The following is a 15,847-nucleotide window of genomic DNA, read 5'->3' as shown; positions in this document are numbered from 1 at the left end:
CCAGGCCCTCCTGCACGGCGGCGAACCACTGACGGGCCCGGCGGCGGGTGCCCCGGCCCGAGAACGGGCCCAGTGCGGTGAGCTCCTCGACGGTCCGGGGCAGCGCCTGGGCGGCGGAGACAATGGCAGCGTCGGGAAGCACCCGGCCGGGGGAGACGTCACGGCGCCGGGCCTCGGCCTCCCGGGCCTGCCACAGCGCCCGGACCACGGCGAGTCGCCGCCGGTCGCGGATCGCGTGGACGCCGGAGGTCCGTCGCCACGGGTCGACCCGCGGCGACGGTGGGGGAGCGAGGCGGACCGCCTCGAACTCCTGACGGGCCCACTCCGCCTTGCCTGCGGCCTCGAGCCGTTCGGCCAGGTGGTCGCGCAGGTCCACCAGTACCTCCACGTCGAGCGCCGCGTAGCGCAGCCACTCCGGTGGCAGCGGACGGGTGGACCAGTCGACCGCCGAGTGCTCCTTGGCCAGGCCCAGTCCCAGGACCTCGGCCACGACGGCGGCGAGCCCCACGCGCGCCATCCCCAGCAGGCGCGCGGCCAGCTCGGTGTCGAACACCGCCGACGGCACGAGGTTCTGCTCCACGAGGCCGGGCAGGTCCTGCGACGCAGCGTGCAGGACCCACTCCGCGCCCTCGAGCGCCTGGCCCAGTGCGCTCAGGTCGGGCAGGGCGACCGGGTCCACGAGCGCGGTACCCGCGCCCTGGCGGCGGAGCTGGACCAGGAAGGTGCGCTGGCCGTACCGGTAGCCCGAGGCGCGTTCGGCGTCCACGGCCACGGGTCCGGACCCCTGGTGAAAAGCGGCGACGGTCGTCGCGAGCGCCTGCGGGGTGTCCACGACGACGGGCACACCGTCACGTGGTTCGGCGAGGGGTACGACTTCGGGCTCGTCCCGGCCCGTCTGCGGTCCCTGGTCGACGAGGTCGCGGTGTGCTGCTGCGGGCATGGAGGTCACGCTAGACCTTCCCGCCCCTCACCTGTGGGACCGACCGCTCACCCGAGCAGCGCGTTCCGGATCGCGAACGCGACCATCTCGGCGCGGTCACCGGTGCCGACCTTGCGTGAGATGCGGGCGAGGTGGCTCTTGACGGTCAGTGCGGACAGCTCCAGGTGCTCCCCGATCTGACGGTTGGTGCGACCGTCGGCGACCAGGCGCAGCACCCCGAGCTCGCGTGCCGTGAGTGCGGGTCCGCCGCGTGGCGCGGGAGCCGCGGGTCGGCCGGCGATGCGTACCGCGCCCGGCGGCTCGGCCGTGACCGCGCCACGGACCCCGCCGCCCAGGAGCACGACCAGCTCGCGGCGGCCAGCCTTGCGGGTGAGCAGGACGCTGCGGGTGGACTCCCGGCGCCGCAACGACCTGAGCATCGCCTGGCCGTCGCCGTCGCTGAGCTCGGGAACCACCAGGCACGTCGTCCCGTGGGCGGTGGTCGGGCGCCGGGTTCCGGCGGCAGGCACCGTGGAGGTGCTCGTGTGCGTGCGCGCTGCGGGCCGGACCGGTGCGGTGCGGACGTGCTCGACGGTCAAGGGATGCTCCCGGGGTGCGCGTGTGCCTGTACCGGTTCCTATCGGCAGCGCGGGGGGAGGTCTTGAGGGTCCGTCCCGGGTGCGGTCGGCCGCGAAGGCGTCAGCGGCGGCGGGACAGGGAGGCCACGCCCTCTGGCAGCGGCGCCAGCCCGCCTGCATGGCAGAGCACACCGCTCCATGCGGCGAGGTGGCGTCCGACGCCGTCCGGAGCGGGTGTCCACGACGCCCGCACCTCGACCTCGGTCTCGTCGGGTCGCTCCCGCAGCGCCCCGAAGGACTGCGAGACGACCCGGGTGACCGTCCCCCCCAGTGCGCTGTGCTCGGCCCCGGAGGTGGTGAGCGCCTCCACGACCCAGCTCCAGGCGACCTCGCAGAGCAGCGGGTCGGCGCCCGCCTCCGGGTCCAGGGAGGCACGCACGAGGGTCACCACGCGGAACGTCCCCTGCCAGGCCTCCTGGCCGTCGGGGTCGTGGAGCAGGACGAACCGGCCACTGGCCGGGTCCTCGTGCTGGACGGTCCGCCCCGGGGGCTGCAGGTCTCCGGTGAGGGCGACCGCGTAGGGGGCGATGCGCCCCGGCGCCGGCACCTCGGTCAGCAGGACCTCGGGACGCAGGCGCTGGTCGCGCAGGGCGTGGAGCGCTCGGACGAACACCTGGGGGACGTCCGCGTCGGTCGTGATCACAACGGGCAGGTTAGGGCGAGGCGGACGTGTGCCGTGGGACCGGCGCGCGGACACGTCTGCCGGGTTCGCCCGTCCGCACTACGCTGACGGCGTCATCCACCGTGGGAAGGAACCGTCGAGCATGTCCGCACGCGCGCAGATCGGTGTCACCGGGTTGGCGGTGATGGGTCGCAACCTGGCCCGTAACCTGGCCAGGAACGGGTTCGTGGTGGCTGTCCACAACCGGTCCGCGGGTCGGATGCACTCGCTGGTGGCCGAGCACGGCGACGAGGGTGAGTTCGTCGGTTCCGAGACCCTTGCCGACTTCGTCGCCTCGCTCGAGCGGCCGCGCAAGGTCATCGTCATGGTCAAGGCGGGTGGTCCGACCGACGCGGTCATCGACGAGCTCGTCCCTCTGCTGGACGAGGGCGACATCGTGATCGACGCGGGCAACGCCCACTTCCCCGACACCCGCCGCCGCGAGGCGGCGCTGAAGGCCGAGGGCCTGCACTTCGTGGGGACCGGCGTGTCCGGCGGCGAGGAGGGCGCGCTGCTCGGGCCGAGCATCATGCCCGGTGGGTCGCGGGAGTCCTACGAGTGGCTCGGGCCGATCCTGGAGAAGATCTCGGCCAAGGTCGACGGGGTGCCGTGCTGCACCTACGTCGGCCCCGACGGCGCCGGCCACTTCGTGAAGATGGTCCACAACGGCATCGAGTACGCCGACATGCAGCTCATCGCCGAGGCCTACGACCTGCTCAAGCAGGGTCTGGGCGCGACCGCGCAGGAGATCGGCGAGATCTTCGCCCGGTGGAACACGGGCGACCTGGAGTCGTTCCTCATCGAGATCACCGCCGAGGTGCTCGCCCACACCGACGCCGCGACGGGCGCGGCGTTCGTCGACGTGGTGCTGGATCAGGCCGAGCAGAAGGGCACGGGCCGCTGGACCGTCCAGAACGGCCTGGACCTGGGCGTCCCGATCACCGGGATCGCCGAGGCCACGTTCGCCCGGGCCCTGTCGGGTTCGGTGCCCCAGCGGGGTGCTGCCGCGGGGGCGTTGCCCGCGCACGCCGGTACCTGGGACGTGCAGGACCGCGAGGCGTTCGTCGAGGACGTGCGCCTGGCGCTGTACGCCTCGAAGGTCGTGGCGTACTCCCAGGGCTTCGACCAGATCGCCGCGGCCTCCGCCGAGTACGGCTGGGACATCGACCGTGGTGCGATGGCGCGCATCTGGCGGGGCGGCTGCATCATCCGGGCCCGGTTCCTCAACCGGATCACCGAGGCCTACGAGCGGGACGCCCACCTGCCCCTGCTCCTGGCCGACGAGTACTTCACCGAGGCCGTGGGCCAGGGCGTCCAGGCCTGGCGCAGGGTCGTGTCGCAGGCTGCGCTCAACGGCGTGCCGACCCCCGCGTTCTCCTCCTCGTTGGCGTACTACGACGGGGTGCGCGCCGAGCGGCTGCCCGCGAACCTGATCCAGGCCCAGCGGGACTTCTTCGGTGCGCACACCTACCGGCGCACCGACCGTGAGGGCACCTTCCACACCGGGTGGAGCACCGACCGCGCCGAGGTCGAGGCCTGACCGTGACCGCGCAGATCCCGGTACCGGACCTGCAGCCGGTCATCCTCGGCGGCGACATCGGCGCGTACAGCCTGGCCCGCACCTTCCACGAGGCCTACGGCGTGCGGTCGGTCGTGGTGTCGACCGTCTCCACAGGTCTGGTCCGCCACTCGCGCATCTTGACGAACGTGGTCGAGCCGGCGATGGACGACCCCGACGCGGTCGTCGCGACGCTGCGCCGGGTCGCGCAGGAGCACCCGGGGCGGCGCATCCTGGTGGGCAGCGCCGACTGGCTGGTGCGTACCCTCGTGGAGAACCGCGAGCGGTTGGAGGACCTCTACACGATCCCGTACGTCGGTACCGAGCTGCTCGACCTGGTCACCGACAAGGACGGCTTCGGCAGGCTCTGCGCGCAGTACGGCCTGTCGCACCCCACCACGGTCGTCCACGACGTGGCGGCCGGGGGAGCGCCGGACACCAGCAGCCTGACGTTCCCGGTGATCGCCAAGACCGGCAACACCGCCGCGTACCACCTCGTGGAGTTCCCGGGGAAGAAGAAGGTCTTCACCGTCGCGACCCCCGAAGCCCTGGCCGACCTGATGGAGCGCGTGCGGGCCTCGGGGTACACCGACGACTTCGTGATCCAGGACCTCATCCCCGGGGACGACTCGGGGATGAGGATCCTCACGTGCTACTGCGACCGGCAGGGGCGCATGCGTTTCGCGGCGTTCGGGCACGTCCTCCTCGAGGAGCACACCCCGGGGGCCCTGGGGAACCCGGCGGGGATCGTCACCCGTGGAGCCCCGGAGATCGTCGAGCAGGCGCGGCGTCTGCTCGAAGGCATCGGGTGGGTGGGGTACGCCAACTTCGACCTGAAGTACGACCCACGTGACGGGCGCACGGTGTTCTTCGAGCTGAACCCGCGGCTCGGGCGCAGCAACTTCTACATCACCGCGGCCGGGCGCAACACCGCTGAGCTGTACGTCCGGGAGCACGTCCAGGGGCTCGACCCGATGCCCGAGGGGGCCGAGGTGGAGCCGGACCGGCCCCACCTGTACACCGTCCTGCCGCGCCCGCTCCTGCTGCGCTACGTGACCGACGCGTCCTTGCGCCGACGGGTCAGGGGCCTGTTCCGCACCCGGGCGGTGACCAACCCGTTGTGGTACCGGGCCGAACGTCATCCACGGCGGGTGCTCTACCTGGCCCTGGCGCAGCTGAACCAGTTCCGCAAGTACCGGACCCACTACCCGCGTCCGCGTCGGGCGGAGGACCTGGGGTGAGTGCGCCCCAGGCCGACCCCGGCACGTCGTCGGCGCTGCCGGTCGGCGTGATCGGCGGTGTGGGTCCGCTCGCGACGGCCTACTTCATGGACAAGGTCGTCCGGCTGACCCGGGCCGAGCGCGACCAGGACCACGTCGACATGGTGGTCCTGAACCACGCGACCATCCCGGACCGCACGGCCTTCATCCTCGGGGACTCCGACCAGGACCCCGGCCCGGTGATGGCCCGTGACGCCGAGCGCCTGGAGGCGTTCGGCGTGAGCTTCATCGTGGTCCCGTGCAACACCGCCCACTTCTTCACCCGTCGGATCGTGGCGGCCGTGCAGGTCCCGGTGCTCAGCATCGTGGCCGAGACGGTGGCCGAGGCCCGGTCGAGGCTCACCGACCTGACCGCGGTGGGCGTCCTGGCCACGACCGGGACCGTGCACGCGCGCGTCTACCAGGACGAGCTGGAACGCTCGGGGCTGACGTGCCTGGTGCCGGACGAGGACGACCAGGCCGTGATGATGGAGATCATCTACGACCAGGTGAAGGCAGGGCGCCCGGTCGACATGGGTGCCTTCGCCGGTGTCGTGCACCGGCTCCGGTCACGCGGGGCCCAGCTGGTGGTGCTCGGGTGCACCGAGCTCTCGGTCATCGCCGAGGACGAGGACCTGATCGCCGACCCCACGTACGTCGACTCCCTCGACGTGCTGGTCAGGCGCACCATCGCACGGGCAGGGCACGAGGTGCGCTGACCGGGCCGCGGCCGACACTGCCGGGCGCGGCCCGTACCCGGGTCAGCCCACCTGGTTGGTCCCGAGGTACAGGTGCAGCACCGGGACCTGCAGCTCGTCGCGGGCACGTGAGGCCCAGTCGGTGTGGAACGTGTCCTCCACCGCGTGCGGGAACGTCACCACGGCGACCTCCGCGACGTCGAGGTCGCGCACGGCCGTCCGCAGCGCGGGAACGGGCGCGTCCGTGACGACCTGGCCGTGGGCCTCGACACCGGCGGCCAGGAGCGCGTCCAGGCTCTCCTGGAGGCTGGTCGCAGCCTCCCGACGGGCCTCGTCCGGCGCCGGCTCGCGCCCCAGGGCGGCGTCCAGGGCCTCCCTCAGCTCGCCGAGGCTCAGGTGGTCCACGATCGAGGCCAGGACGTTCTGCCCGGGGTCGGCGGGCACCAGGACGTGGTACCGGACGTCACGCTCCCGGTGGAGCGACACGATGTTCTCCACGTCACGGGCGGTCAGTGCGTCCTCGGTGAGGACCAGGATCATCTCGCTCACACCGGCGAGCCTAGCGATGTCGCTGCCGCGCGTCCTGGCGGATCCTGGTGGGTCATGGCACGCGTGGCCGGTCACGGTGCGGTGGCCGTCAGCCGCCACCGTGCCATGAGCATGCCGTCGCCGTGCAGGAGGGTCTCCAGCGTCCCGGTGAGCGGTGGGTCGAGCTGCGTCGGTGCCCCCACGACCCGCCCGGCCGTCCCGGCCGTCACCAGGGGGCTGGTGGTCAGGCACAGCTCGTCCACCAGCCCTCCGGCCAGCATCGCCCCCAGCAGACGGGGGCCACCCTCGCACAGCACGTGAGGCATGCCGGCGTGGCCGAGCACCTCCAGGGTGGCGGTGAGGTCGACACCGCCGTCGTGCACCACGAGCCGGTCGGCGGGGAGCACCCGGCGCAGGCGCGGCAGCCCGGGTGCGTCGGCCACGGTGACCACCCACGGTGACGGTCGGGCCGTGAGCACCTGCTCGGGCAGGTCACCGGTGCGGGTGACGACGGCGAGCCCGGGCTCGGGGGTGCGTCCCTCGCCGGTGCGCACGGCCCGCAGGTCCGGCCTCAGGGCCAGGTCGGCGTAGCCCTCGGCACGGACGGTCCCGGCACCCACCAGCACCACGTCGGCCAGGGATCGCAGCACCGAGAACACCCGGCCGTCGGCCGGCCCGTTGATGGATCCTGAGAGGCCGTCGCCACCGGAGGCGGCCCCGTCCACGGTGCTGATCATGTTCCCGCGGACGTGCGAGCCCCCCGACGGCACCGCGTACAGGGCACGGAGCACCGGTTCGCCGGCCACGACCGGGACAGGGCCGGCCTCGGCGGTCGGCACCAGGAGGTCCAGCACGGGCAGCTCCACGCGCCCAGGGTAACCAGCGGCCCGTAGTCTGGTGCGTCGTGACCTCGCTCCCGTCGCTCACCTCCCGCCACCCGCAGGTCCCTGCCGACGACCTGCTCGCCGGGTTCGTGCCGCCACCGCACTTCGCGGACGCGACGTTCGACTCCTACCGTCCCGACCCCGACCACCCCGGTCAGGCGCAGGCACGCGAGCACGCCCGCAGCCTCGCCGAGCGGCTGCAGGACCCACCCCGGCGACGCTGGTGGACGCGCACCACGCCGGCGGGGCCGGCCCTCTACCTCGACGGCGGGTTCGGTGTGGGCAAGACCCACCTGCTCGCTGCCGTCGCCCACGCCGTCCCCGAGGCGGCGTTCGGGACGTTCGTGGAGTACACCCACCTGGTGGGGGCGCTCGGCTTCGGGGTGACCGTCCGGCGCCTGTCCCGTCGCCCGGCGGTGCTCATCGACGAGTTCGAGCTCGACGACCCGGGGGACACCGTCCTGATGTCCCGGCTGCTCCGTGAGCTGAACGACGCCGGGGTCGCGCTGGTCGCCACGTCCAACACCCTTCCGGAGTCGCTGGGTGAGGGTCGGTTCGCCGCAGAGGACTTCCTCCGCGAGATCCAGGCGCTGTCCGACCGGTTCGAGGTGGTCCGGGTCGACGGCCCCGACTACCGCCACCGTGGCGCACCGCACCCCGAGGGCGGGCTCCCCGACGTGGAGGTCCGGGACGGGGCGAGTGCGGGGGGTGGGACGGTGGACACGTTCGAGGACCTCCTGCACCACCTGCGCACGGTCCACCCCAGTCGGTACGGGGCCCTGGTCCAGGACGTCCCCGTCGTCGGGATCACTGCCGTGGCGCCGTTGATCGACCAGGCCGACGCCCTGCGGCTGGTCGTGCTCGTCGACCGGTTGTACGACCGTGACGTGCCGGTGCTCCTGGGCGGGGTGGGCACCACCGGGCTGTTCGGCGACGCCATGCTGCGCGGCGGCTACCGCAAGAAGTACCTGCGTGCCCTGTCCAGGCTCACCGCGCTGGCCGCGGCCGGGCGCGACCAGCTGCCCGCGAGCACCTGAGGGCCGCGGGGACCGCTCGCGGTCAGGTCGTGGCCTCCAGGCGCGCCAGCTCGGCGCCGACGTCGAACCCCGCGACGGGCCACTGCAGGTCCAGACCCTCCAGGGCGTGCGCCACCAGCTCGGTGACGGCCAGCCGGGCGTACCACTTGCGGTCGGCGGGCACGACGTGCCACGGCGCGACGGGCGTCGAGGTGCGGTCCAGGACGTCCTGGTAGGCGAGCACGTAGTCGTCCCAGCGGGCACGGGCGTCGACGTCGCCGGGGACGTACTTCCAGTGCTTGTGCGGTCGCTCGAGGCGCCTGCGCAGCCGTTCGGCCTGCTCCTCGCGGGAGATCGCCAGCAGGACCTTGACCACCACGGTCCCGGTCGCCGCGACCTCCTGCTCGAACGCGTTGATCTCCTCGAAGCGGCCCTGCCACTGGCTCGGGGGCACGAGCCCGTCCACCCGTGCGACCAGGACGTCCTCGTAGTGCGACCGGTCGAAGACACCCAGGTGGCCGGGCGGCGGCAGCGCGCGCCGCACCCGCCACAGGTAGTGCTGCTCGGCCTCCTGGCGGGTGGGGACGCCGAACGCGCGCAGGGCTACGCCCTGCGGGTCCACCATGCCGATGACGTGCCGCACCACCCCGCCCTTGCCTGAGGTGTCCATCCCCTGGAGCACCAGCAGGACCGCGCGGTCCCCGCCGGTGCGTCCGTGGGCGTACAGCATCTCCTGCAGCGTGGCCATGTCCCGTCCGCGCCGGGCCATGTGGGCCCGTGCGGCGACCTTGCCCGCCGACCAGCCGGGGGTGGCCCGGCAGTCGACCTGGTCCAACGCCGAGCCCTGACGTGCGCGGAGCGCCACCTCGGGCGCCAGGTCCCAACCCGTCACCGCTGCTCCTCCCGTCGCACCACTGCCACGCCGTGCGCGGCGACCTCCAGGCCTGTCGCTCCTGGCTGTGTCCCCCACTCCAGCAGCACCTGGGCGGACTCCACCGGCACGGTGAGCGGACCGTCGGTGAGGTTGACCACCACCGCGTGGCCCCCGCGGTGGAGCACCAGCCACCGGCCCTCCTCGTGCTCTACGCGCACCCGGGCGCGATCACCGTCGGCGAGATCGGCCACCGCACGTCTCAGCCGGATCAGGTCCCGGTACCAGGTGAGCAGCCGGGCCCCACCAGCGTCGTCCCGCTCCTGCCAGTCCAGCACGCTCGAGGTGACGGTCGCCGGGTCCTGCGGGTCGGGGACCTGCACGTCGTGGCCGTACAGCTCGGCCCATCCGTGCCCCGCGAACTCCTCCTGCCGGCCCTTGCGGATCGCCTCGACGAGCTCGGGCTCGGCGTGGTCGGTGACGTACGCCCAGGGTGTGCGCGCCCCCCACTCCTCACCCATGAACAGCATCGGCGTGAAGGGGGAGAGCAGGACGAGGGCTGCGGTCGCCGCGAGCTGCCCGTCCTGGAGGTACTGGGAGGGCCGGTCGCCCAGCGCTCGGTTGCCGACCTGGTCGTGGTTCGACCCGAACACCACGAACCGGTGGCCGTCCAGGTGCTCGGGCACCGGCCGGCCCCAGGTGCGTCCCCGGAACGTGGACCACGTCCCGTCGTGCACGAACACCTCGGTCAGGGCCTTCGCGGTGGTCGCCGTGCTGCCGAAGTCGACGTAGTAGCCGTGCCGTTCGCCGGTCACCATCGCGTGCAGTGCGTGGTGGACGTCGTCCGCCCACTGCGCGCCCATGCCCAGGCCGCCGTCCTGCACGGGTGTGACGGTGCGCGGGTCGTTGAGGTCCGACTCGGCGATCAGGGTCAGGGGCCGCCCGACCTCGTCCGAGAGCGCGTCCACGGCGGTCGACATCTCGGCCAGCAGGTGCGTGGGTGAGTCGTCCACCAGGGCGTGGACCGCGTCCAGCCGCAGCGCGTCCAGGTGGAACTCCCGCAGCCACCGGGTCGCGTTGTCGATGACGAACGCGCGCACCTCGTGGGCGTCGTCACCGTCCAGGTTCACCGCCTGCCCCCACGGGGTGTGGTGCCGGTCGGTGAAGTAGGGCCCGAACTCGGCCAGGTAGTTGCCCGAGGGGCCCAGGTGGTTGTGCACCACGTCCAGGCACACGGCCAGCCCGCGCCCGTGGGCGGCGTCGACGAACCGCTGCAGCGCGGCCGGCCCCCCGTAGGGGTCGTGCACCGCGTACAGGGCGACCCCGTCGTAGCCCCAGCCGTGCACGCCGGGGAACGCCGCCACAGGCATCAGCTCCACGGTGTCGACCCCCAGGTCGACGAGGTGGTCGAGCCGTCCGATGGCCGCGTCCAGGGTGCCTTCCCTGGTGAACGTGCCCACGTGCAGCTCGTACAGCACGGTGCCCCGCACGTCCCGACCGCGCCAGTCGCCGTCCTGCCACCGGTGCCGGGAGGTGTCGAACGTGCGGCTCGGGCCGTGCACCCCGTGCGGCTGCCAGGGGCTGCGCGGGTCGGGTCGGGGTGGTCCGCCATCCACGCACAGCCCGTAGTCCGTGCCGTGCGGCAGCTGCGGTCCGCGCCACCAGCCCCCGTCCTCACGGGTGAGCGGTGCCCGGACCTCGTCGACGACGACCTCGACCTGCTGGGCGCGGGGGGCCCACACCGCGGTCACGCGTCCGCCTCCGCCCGGACCAGCAGGGCCACCGGTGACGAGGAGAGCAGGTCGGCCAGGCGCGCCCCACCACCCTCGACCACCTGTCCGGTGAGTGCGTCCTGCCACCGCCCGGGCGGCAACGTGACCACGTGCTCACCCCAGCCGCCCAGCCGCTCCAGTGCCAGGGCCAGGCGCGTGGCGACCACCACCGCCCGCGGCTCGTCGTCGGCGGTCCGGGCGAAGGCCAGCGCGTTGCCCGAGGAGGACGGCAACGGCTGGTAGCCGGCCGTGGGGCCCACGAACGCGTCCGCCTCCGCGCGGCGCACCGCCAGGGCGCGGGAGGTGACCAGCAGCTTCTCGTCGTCCAGGTCCCGGGGGGCCTCCCGCTCGAGCCGGTGGAGCCGGTCCGACAGGGCCGCGTGGTCCACGGGCCTGCGGTTGTCCGGGTCGACGAGCGCGACCGCCGTGACCTCGGTGCCCTGGTAGACGTCAGGGATGCCGGGGAAGCACAGCTGCACGAGCTTGGTGCCGAGAGTCGCCGCCCGCACACCGGGACCGGTGCGGCGGACCCACCCGTCGAACGCCTGACGCACCTCGGGTCGGTCGTGGGTACGCCTGGCCCACGTGAGCACCGCGTCCTCGTACGCCTCGTCCACGGCCGTCCAGGCGGTGCGGGACTTGGCCTCGCGCATCGCCTTGACCAGGTAGGAGCACAACCGCTCCACGTCCAGCGGGCCGTCGGGGCCCCAGGTGCCGGCGAGGGTCTGCCACCACAGGTTCTCGGTCCGGCCGTCCAGCACGTGGGGTCGGTCCTCGGCGGTCACCTGACGCAGCGACGTCACCAGCTCGGCCCACTCGACCGGGAGCTCGGAAAGCACACCCAGGCGTGCCCTCACGTCCTCGCTGCGCTTGGTGTCGTGCGTGGACAGCGTGGTCATCGCGACCGGGGCGTGGTCCTGGGTGCGCGCCGCCCACGCGTGCAGCTCCTCGGGGCTGATCGCGAACCGTTCGGGGGCGCCCCCGACCTCGCACAGCCCCACCAGGTGCGTCCACCGGTAGAACGTGGTGTCCTCCACGCCCTTGGCCATGACCGCGCCGCAGGTCTGCTGGAAGCGGACCACCAGCTCATCGCGGCGGGCCTCCCGGGTGCGACCGGCCGAGCCGATCTCCCGTCCCAGGAGCATCTCGGCGAGCAGGTCCAGGGTCTCGTGACGTTCGGTGTCCAGGCGCCCCCTGGCCCGGTCCACGCACTCGACGAAGGCCGCGTGGGAGTCGGGGTGGACGACGGCTCCCGGCTGCACGTAGTAGCGGTAGCGGTCGGCGGCCACGAGGAGCTCGACCAGGCACTCGTGCAGGGAGCGCCAGGTGTGGTCACGCAGCCGGACGTCGTCGCGGCAGATCTCGGCGGCGAGGTCGGTCAGCCTGTGCACCTCGGCGTACAGGGGGCCGGTCACGATCTCGCGCTTGGCCTCCTCCACGAGGGAGGGCAGGGCGTCCACGGTGTCGCCGGTGAGGCGGTGCATGAGGGCACCGAGCTCCCCCGAACCCCCGGGGTCCACGAACGTGGCCTGCACCCGCCACGCGGCGTCGTAGCCGGTCGTCCCGGCCGTGGCCCAGTCCTCGGGCAGGTCCTCTGACGGTGCGAGGATCTTCTCCACGACCACCCAGGCCTCGTCCGTGGCGCGGGCCAGCCGGTCGAGGTAGCCCTGCGGGTCGGCGAGACCGTCGGGGTGGTCGATCCGCAGCCCGTCGACCACACCGTCCCGGACCAGGCCGGCCACCAGGTCGTGGGTGGCGTCGAACACGCCGGGGTCCTCGACGCGGATGGCCGCCAGCGTTCCGACGTCGAAGAAGCGCCGGTAGTTGAGCTCCTCGTCGGCGACCCGCCAGTACGCCAACCGGTAGTGCTGACGCTCCACCAGCTCGGCCAGGGGCAGGTGCTCGGTGCCCTCACGGACGGGGAAGACGTGGTCGTAGTAGCGCAGCACCTGCTGCTCACCGCCCGTCCCGGGCACGCTCATGCGGTCCAGGGTGAGCTCCTCGGCCGCGAGGACCGCGCCGATGCGTCTGCCGAGCACGGGCATGAGCAGCGCCCCGTCACCGGCGGACCAGTCCACGTCGAACCACGCCGCGTACGGGGAACCGGGCCCGTGCGCCAGCACCGACCACAGCGCACGGTTGTGCCAGGCGGGCGTCGGCACCGCCACGTGGTTGGGGACGATGTCGACGACCAGGCCCAGGCCCGCACCCCGTGCCGCAGCAGACAGCCGATCCAGGGCCTGGCGGCCACCCAGGACGGGGGAGATCTCGTCGTGGTCCACCACGTCGTACCCGTGCGTGGACCCGGGGGAGGGCGTCAGGACCGGTGACAGGTACAGGTGGGTGACTCCCAGGCGGTCCAGGTAGGGGACCAGGTCGACGGCGTCGTCGAGGGTGAGCTCGGCGCCGAGCTGCAACCGGTAGGTGCTCACGGGGACCGGGCGGCCCCGCGGCGGGCGTCGACGTGAGGGACCGGGCCGGTCCTCGGCCCTGGTCGGTGGCTGGTCGCTCACGCGGGGTCCTCCTCGACCGGGCGGGCCAGGACCACGGTGCTGCGACCGGTCACCTCGACCTCGGTGCCGGCCTCGACCACGTCGCCGGTCGCCAGGGAGTGGTCGCTGTCCAGGACGCACGCCCACGTCTCGCCGTACTCCGGGGGAGGCAGGGTGAAGGTGATCGACTCCGGCGCGGCGTTGAACAGCACCAGGAAGCTGTCGTCCACGACCCGCTGGCCCCGGGCGTCCGGCTCGGCGATCGCCCCACCGTTGAGGAACACGGTGACCGCGCGCGCATGGCCCTGCTGCCAGTCCGCGTCGGTCATGTGCTCCCCGGAGGTGGTGAACCAGGCGATGTCGCCCAGGTCGGACTCCCCACCGTGCTCGGCGCCGCCGGCGAAGAACCGGCGTCGTCGCAGCACCGGGTGGTCCCGACGCAGGTGCACCAGTGCCCGGGTGAACTCCAGGTGGGCGCTCTGGTCCTCGTCCAGGTCCCAGTCCATCCAGGTGATCTCGTTGTCCTGGCAGTACCCGTTGTTGTTCCCGCCCTGGCTGCGGCCGATCTCGTCCCCGTGGGAGAGCATCGGCACGCCCTGGGAGATCAGGAGCGTGGTGAGGAAGTTGCGCATCTGGCGCCACCGCAGGGCCTGGACGTCCGGGTCGTCGGTGGCACCCTCCTCGCCGCAGTTCCAGGACCGGTTGTGGCTCTCGCCGTCGGCGTTGCCCTCGCCGTTGTCGTCGTTGTGCTTCTCGTTGTAGGAGACGAGGTCGGCGAGGGTGAAGCCGTCGTGCGCCGTGACGAAGTTGATCGAGGCGATGGGCTTGCGGCCGGTGTGCTCGTACAGGTCCGAGGACCCTGACAGCCGGCTCGCGAACTCCCCGAGGGTCGCGGGCTCACCGCGCCAGAAGTCGCGCACCGTGTCGCGGTACTTGCCGTTCCACTCGCTCCACAACGGGGGGAAACCACCCACCTGGTACCCGCCCTCGCCCACGTCCCACGGCTCGGCGATCAGCTTCACCTGACTGATCACCGGGTCCTGCTGGACCAGGTCGAAGAACGCCGAGAGCCGGTCCACCTCGTGGAACTGGCGGGCCAGGGTCGAGGCCAGGTCGAACCGGAAGCCGTCGACGTGCATCTCGGTGACCCAGTAGCGCAGGGAGTCCATGAGCAGCTGCAGCACGTGCGGGTGCCGCATGAGCAGGGAGTTGCCCGTCCCGGTGGTGTCGAAGTAGAACGTGGGGTCCTCGTCGACGAGCCGGTAGTAGCTGGCGTTGTCGATGCCCCTGAAGCACAGGGTCGGGCCCAGGTGGTTGCCCTCCGCGGTGTGGTTGTACACCACGTCGAGGATCACCTCGATCCCCGCCTCGTGCAGGGCCTTGACCATCTGCTTGAACTCCTGGACCTGCTGCCCGGGCGTGGCCGACGAGGCGTACCCGTTGTGCGGGGCGAAGAAGCCGATGGTGTTGTAGCCCCAGTAGTTGGACAGGCCCTTGTCCTGGAGCGTGGGGTCGTTGACGAACTGGTGCACCGGCATGAGCTCGACCGCGGTGATGCCGAGGTCGACGAGGTGGTCGATGACCGCCGGGTGGGCCATGCCCGCGTACGTGCCCCGCAGCTCCTCGGGCACGCCCGGGTGCTGGCGGCTCATGCCCTTGACGTGGGCCTCGTAGATGACGCTCCCGTGGTAGTCGTGGTTCGGGGGACGGTCGTGGCCCCAGTCGAAGTACGGGTTGATGACCACCGAGGTCATCGTGTGGCCCAGGGAGTCGTCGTCGTTGCGGGAGTCGGGGTCCCCGAACGTGTACGAGAACAGCGACTGGTGGGACTCGATCTGACCGTCGATCGCCTTGGCGTAGGGGTCCAGGAGCAGCTTGGCCGGGTTGCACCGGTGACCGGCACCCGGGTCGTAGGGCCCGTGCACCCGGAACCCGTACCGCTGACCGGGCTGGACCGTCGGCAGGTACGCGTGCCACACGAACGCGTCGACCTCAGGCATCTCGACCCGTTCCTCGGCGCCGTCGGCGTCGATCAGGCAGAGCTCGACGCGGTCCGCGACCTCCGAGAACAGGGCGAAGTTGGTGCCGGTGCCGTCGAACGTGGCACCCAGGGGATAGGGCTTGCCTGGCCAGATCTGCATGGGCCAAGAGTGCCAGCCCTGACCCGGTCGTGCGCTGCGACGACCCAGGCGGCCGTTGTGGCCGTGCTCACGTCCTGTGCTGAGCCGCACCGGTCCCTAACGGCCCACACGGTCCACCGCGTACCTGAACACGCGAGGGACTCGCGCCGCGACCGGCACGACCAGTGGCCGGGCCGGTGAGGCGGCCCACGCGACGAGCGCAGAGGTCATGACCCGGTAGTCGCGGGTGACCGCCCGCCAGGCCCGGGCGTACCGGGCGGGGTCCTCCAGGGTCTGGATCGCGGCGCGGGCCTGCGCCATCCCGACGTTCAGACCCTCGCCGGTCAGTGCGTCGACGTACCCGGAGGCGTCACCCACCAGCCGTACACGTCCGGCGACGGGGCTCGCGGCGACCTGCCGCAACGGGCCCG

General features: G+C 72.6%; 14 protein-coding genes. 4 read left to right on the top strand and 10 right to left on the bottom strand.

Annotation, left to right across the window (positions count from 1 at the left end; genetic code table 11):
* The 3 genes from N869_RS07265 to N869_RS07255 form a co-directional block, all read right to left on the bottom strand.
* On the bottom strand, positions 1-940 hold a 940-nt coding region (locus N869_RS07265), incomplete at its 3' end, for an HRDC domain-containing protein (protein WP_052105205.1).
* Between the two features lie 47 nt (positions 941-987).
* On the bottom strand, positions 988-1,518 hold the full coding sequence (locus N869_RS18750; protein ID WP_269545871.1) for a helix-turn-helix transcriptional regulator: 531 nt from the start codon (positions 1,516-1,518) through the stop codon (positions 988-990).
* Positions 1,519-1,618: 100 nt separating this feature from the next.
* Positions 1,619-2,200, bottom strand: a complete 582-nt coding sequence (locus tag N869_RS07255) for a DUF3000 domain-containing protein (RefSeq protein WP_332248756.1) — start codon at positions 2,198-2,200, stop codon at positions 1,619-1,621.
* A gap of 121 nt (positions 2,201-2,321) precedes the next feature.
* Here N869_RS07255 and gndA point away from each other — a divergent pair, with 121 nt between their 5' ends.
* From gndA to cuyB, 3 genes are read left to right on the top strand one after another with little or no spacing between them, the layout of a single operon-like run.
* Positions 2,322-3,758, top strand: coding sequence for an NADP-dependent phosphogluconate dehydrogenase (gene gndA, locus N869_RS07250; RefSeq protein WP_035059713.1), 1,437 nt, complete (start codon positions 2,322-2,324; stop codon positions 3,756-3,758).
* A gap of 2 nt (positions 3,759-3,760) precedes the next feature.
* Positions 3,761-5,017, top strand: coding sequence for a carboxylate--amine ligase (locus tag N869_RS07245; RefSeq protein ID WP_035059708.1), 1,257 nt, complete (start codon positions 3,761-3,763; stop codon positions 5,015-5,017).
* Entirely contained in the window at positions 5,014-5,754 is a 741-nt protein-coding gene (cuyB, locus tag N869_RS07240; RefSeq protein ID WP_052105203.1) for a cysteate racemase, read from the top strand. Before N869_RS07245 ends, cuyB begins: the two co-directional genes overlap by 4 nt.
* Before the next feature lie 42 nt (positions 5,755-5,796).
* Here cuyB and N869_RS07235 read toward each other — a convergent pair whose 3' ends face one another.
* Positions 5,797-6,273 carry a hypothetical protein gene (locus N869_RS07235; RefSeq protein ID WP_332248757.1) on the bottom strand — a complete coding sequence of 159 codons (477 nt, stop codon included), beginning with the start codon at positions 6,271-6,273 and terminating at the stop codon, positions 5,797-5,799.
* A gap of 80 nt (positions 6,274-6,353) precedes the next feature.
* Complete coding sequence (locus N869_RS07230) at positions 6,354-7,127, bottom strand: dihydrofolate reductase family protein (RefSeq protein ID WP_035059706.1); 774 nt, start codon at positions 7,125-7,127, stop codon at positions 6,354-6,356.
* 38 nt (positions 7,128-7,165) lie between these two features.
* On the opposite strand from N869_RS07230, the gene zapE reads away from it, so the two are divergent.
* A complete protein-coding gene (gene zapE, locus N869_RS07225) occupies positions 7,166-8,182 on the top strand; it encodes a cell division protein ZapE (protein ID WP_052105202.1) in 1,017 nt (338 codons plus the stop codon).
* A gap of 22 nt (positions 8,183-8,204) precedes the next feature.
* On the opposite strand, the gene N869_RS07220 is transcribed toward zapE, so the two are convergent.
* The 5 genes from N869_RS07220 to N869_RS17700 form a co-directional block, all read right to left on the bottom strand.
* Positions 8,205-9,053 (bottom strand): PPK2 family polyphosphate kinase, encoded by an 849-nt coding sequence (locus tag N869_RS07220; RefSeq protein ID WP_035059705.1) that lies wholly within the window; start codon positions 9,051-9,053, stop codon positions 8,205-8,207.
* Positions 9,050-10,783 (bottom strand): malto-oligosyltrehalose trehalohydrolase, encoded by a 1,734-nt coding sequence (treZ, locus tag N869_RS07215; protein WP_035059704.1) that lies wholly within the window; start codon positions 10,781-10,783, stop codon positions 9,050-9,052. Before treZ ends, N869_RS07220 begins: the two co-directional genes overlap by 4 nt.
* Positions 10,780-13,317, bottom strand: coding sequence for a malto-oligosyltrehalose synthase (treY, locus tag N869_RS07210; protein ID WP_035059703.1), 2,538 nt, complete (start codon positions 13,315-13,317; stop codon positions 10,780-10,782). The genes treZ and treY overlap by 4 nt, the downstream gene beginning before the upstream one ends.
* Positions 13,314-15,437 (bottom strand): glycogen debranching protein GlgX, encoded by a 2,124-nt coding sequence (gene glgX / locus N869_RS07205; protein WP_035059702.1) that lies wholly within the window; start codon positions 15,435-15,437, stop codon positions 13,314-13,316. Before glgX ends, treY begins: the two co-directional genes overlap by 4 nt.
* A gap of 96 nt (positions 15,438-15,533) precedes the next feature.
* Positions 15,534-15,847 (bottom strand): NAD(P)/FAD-dependent oxidoreductase (locus N869_RS17700; RefSeq protein WP_035059700.1); only part of this gene is annotated, 314 nt, incomplete at its 5' end.

Origin of the sequence: Cellulomonas bogoriensis 69B4 = DSM 16987 (assembly GCF_000767165.1) — a bacterium.
GTDB lineage: Bacteria > Actinomycetota > Actinomycetes > Actinomycetales > Cellulomonadaceae > Actinotalea > Actinotalea bogoriensis.
The sequence above is the reverse complement of the archived record's forward strand: the minus strand, read 5'-3'. Positions and strand labels throughout refer to the sequence as shown.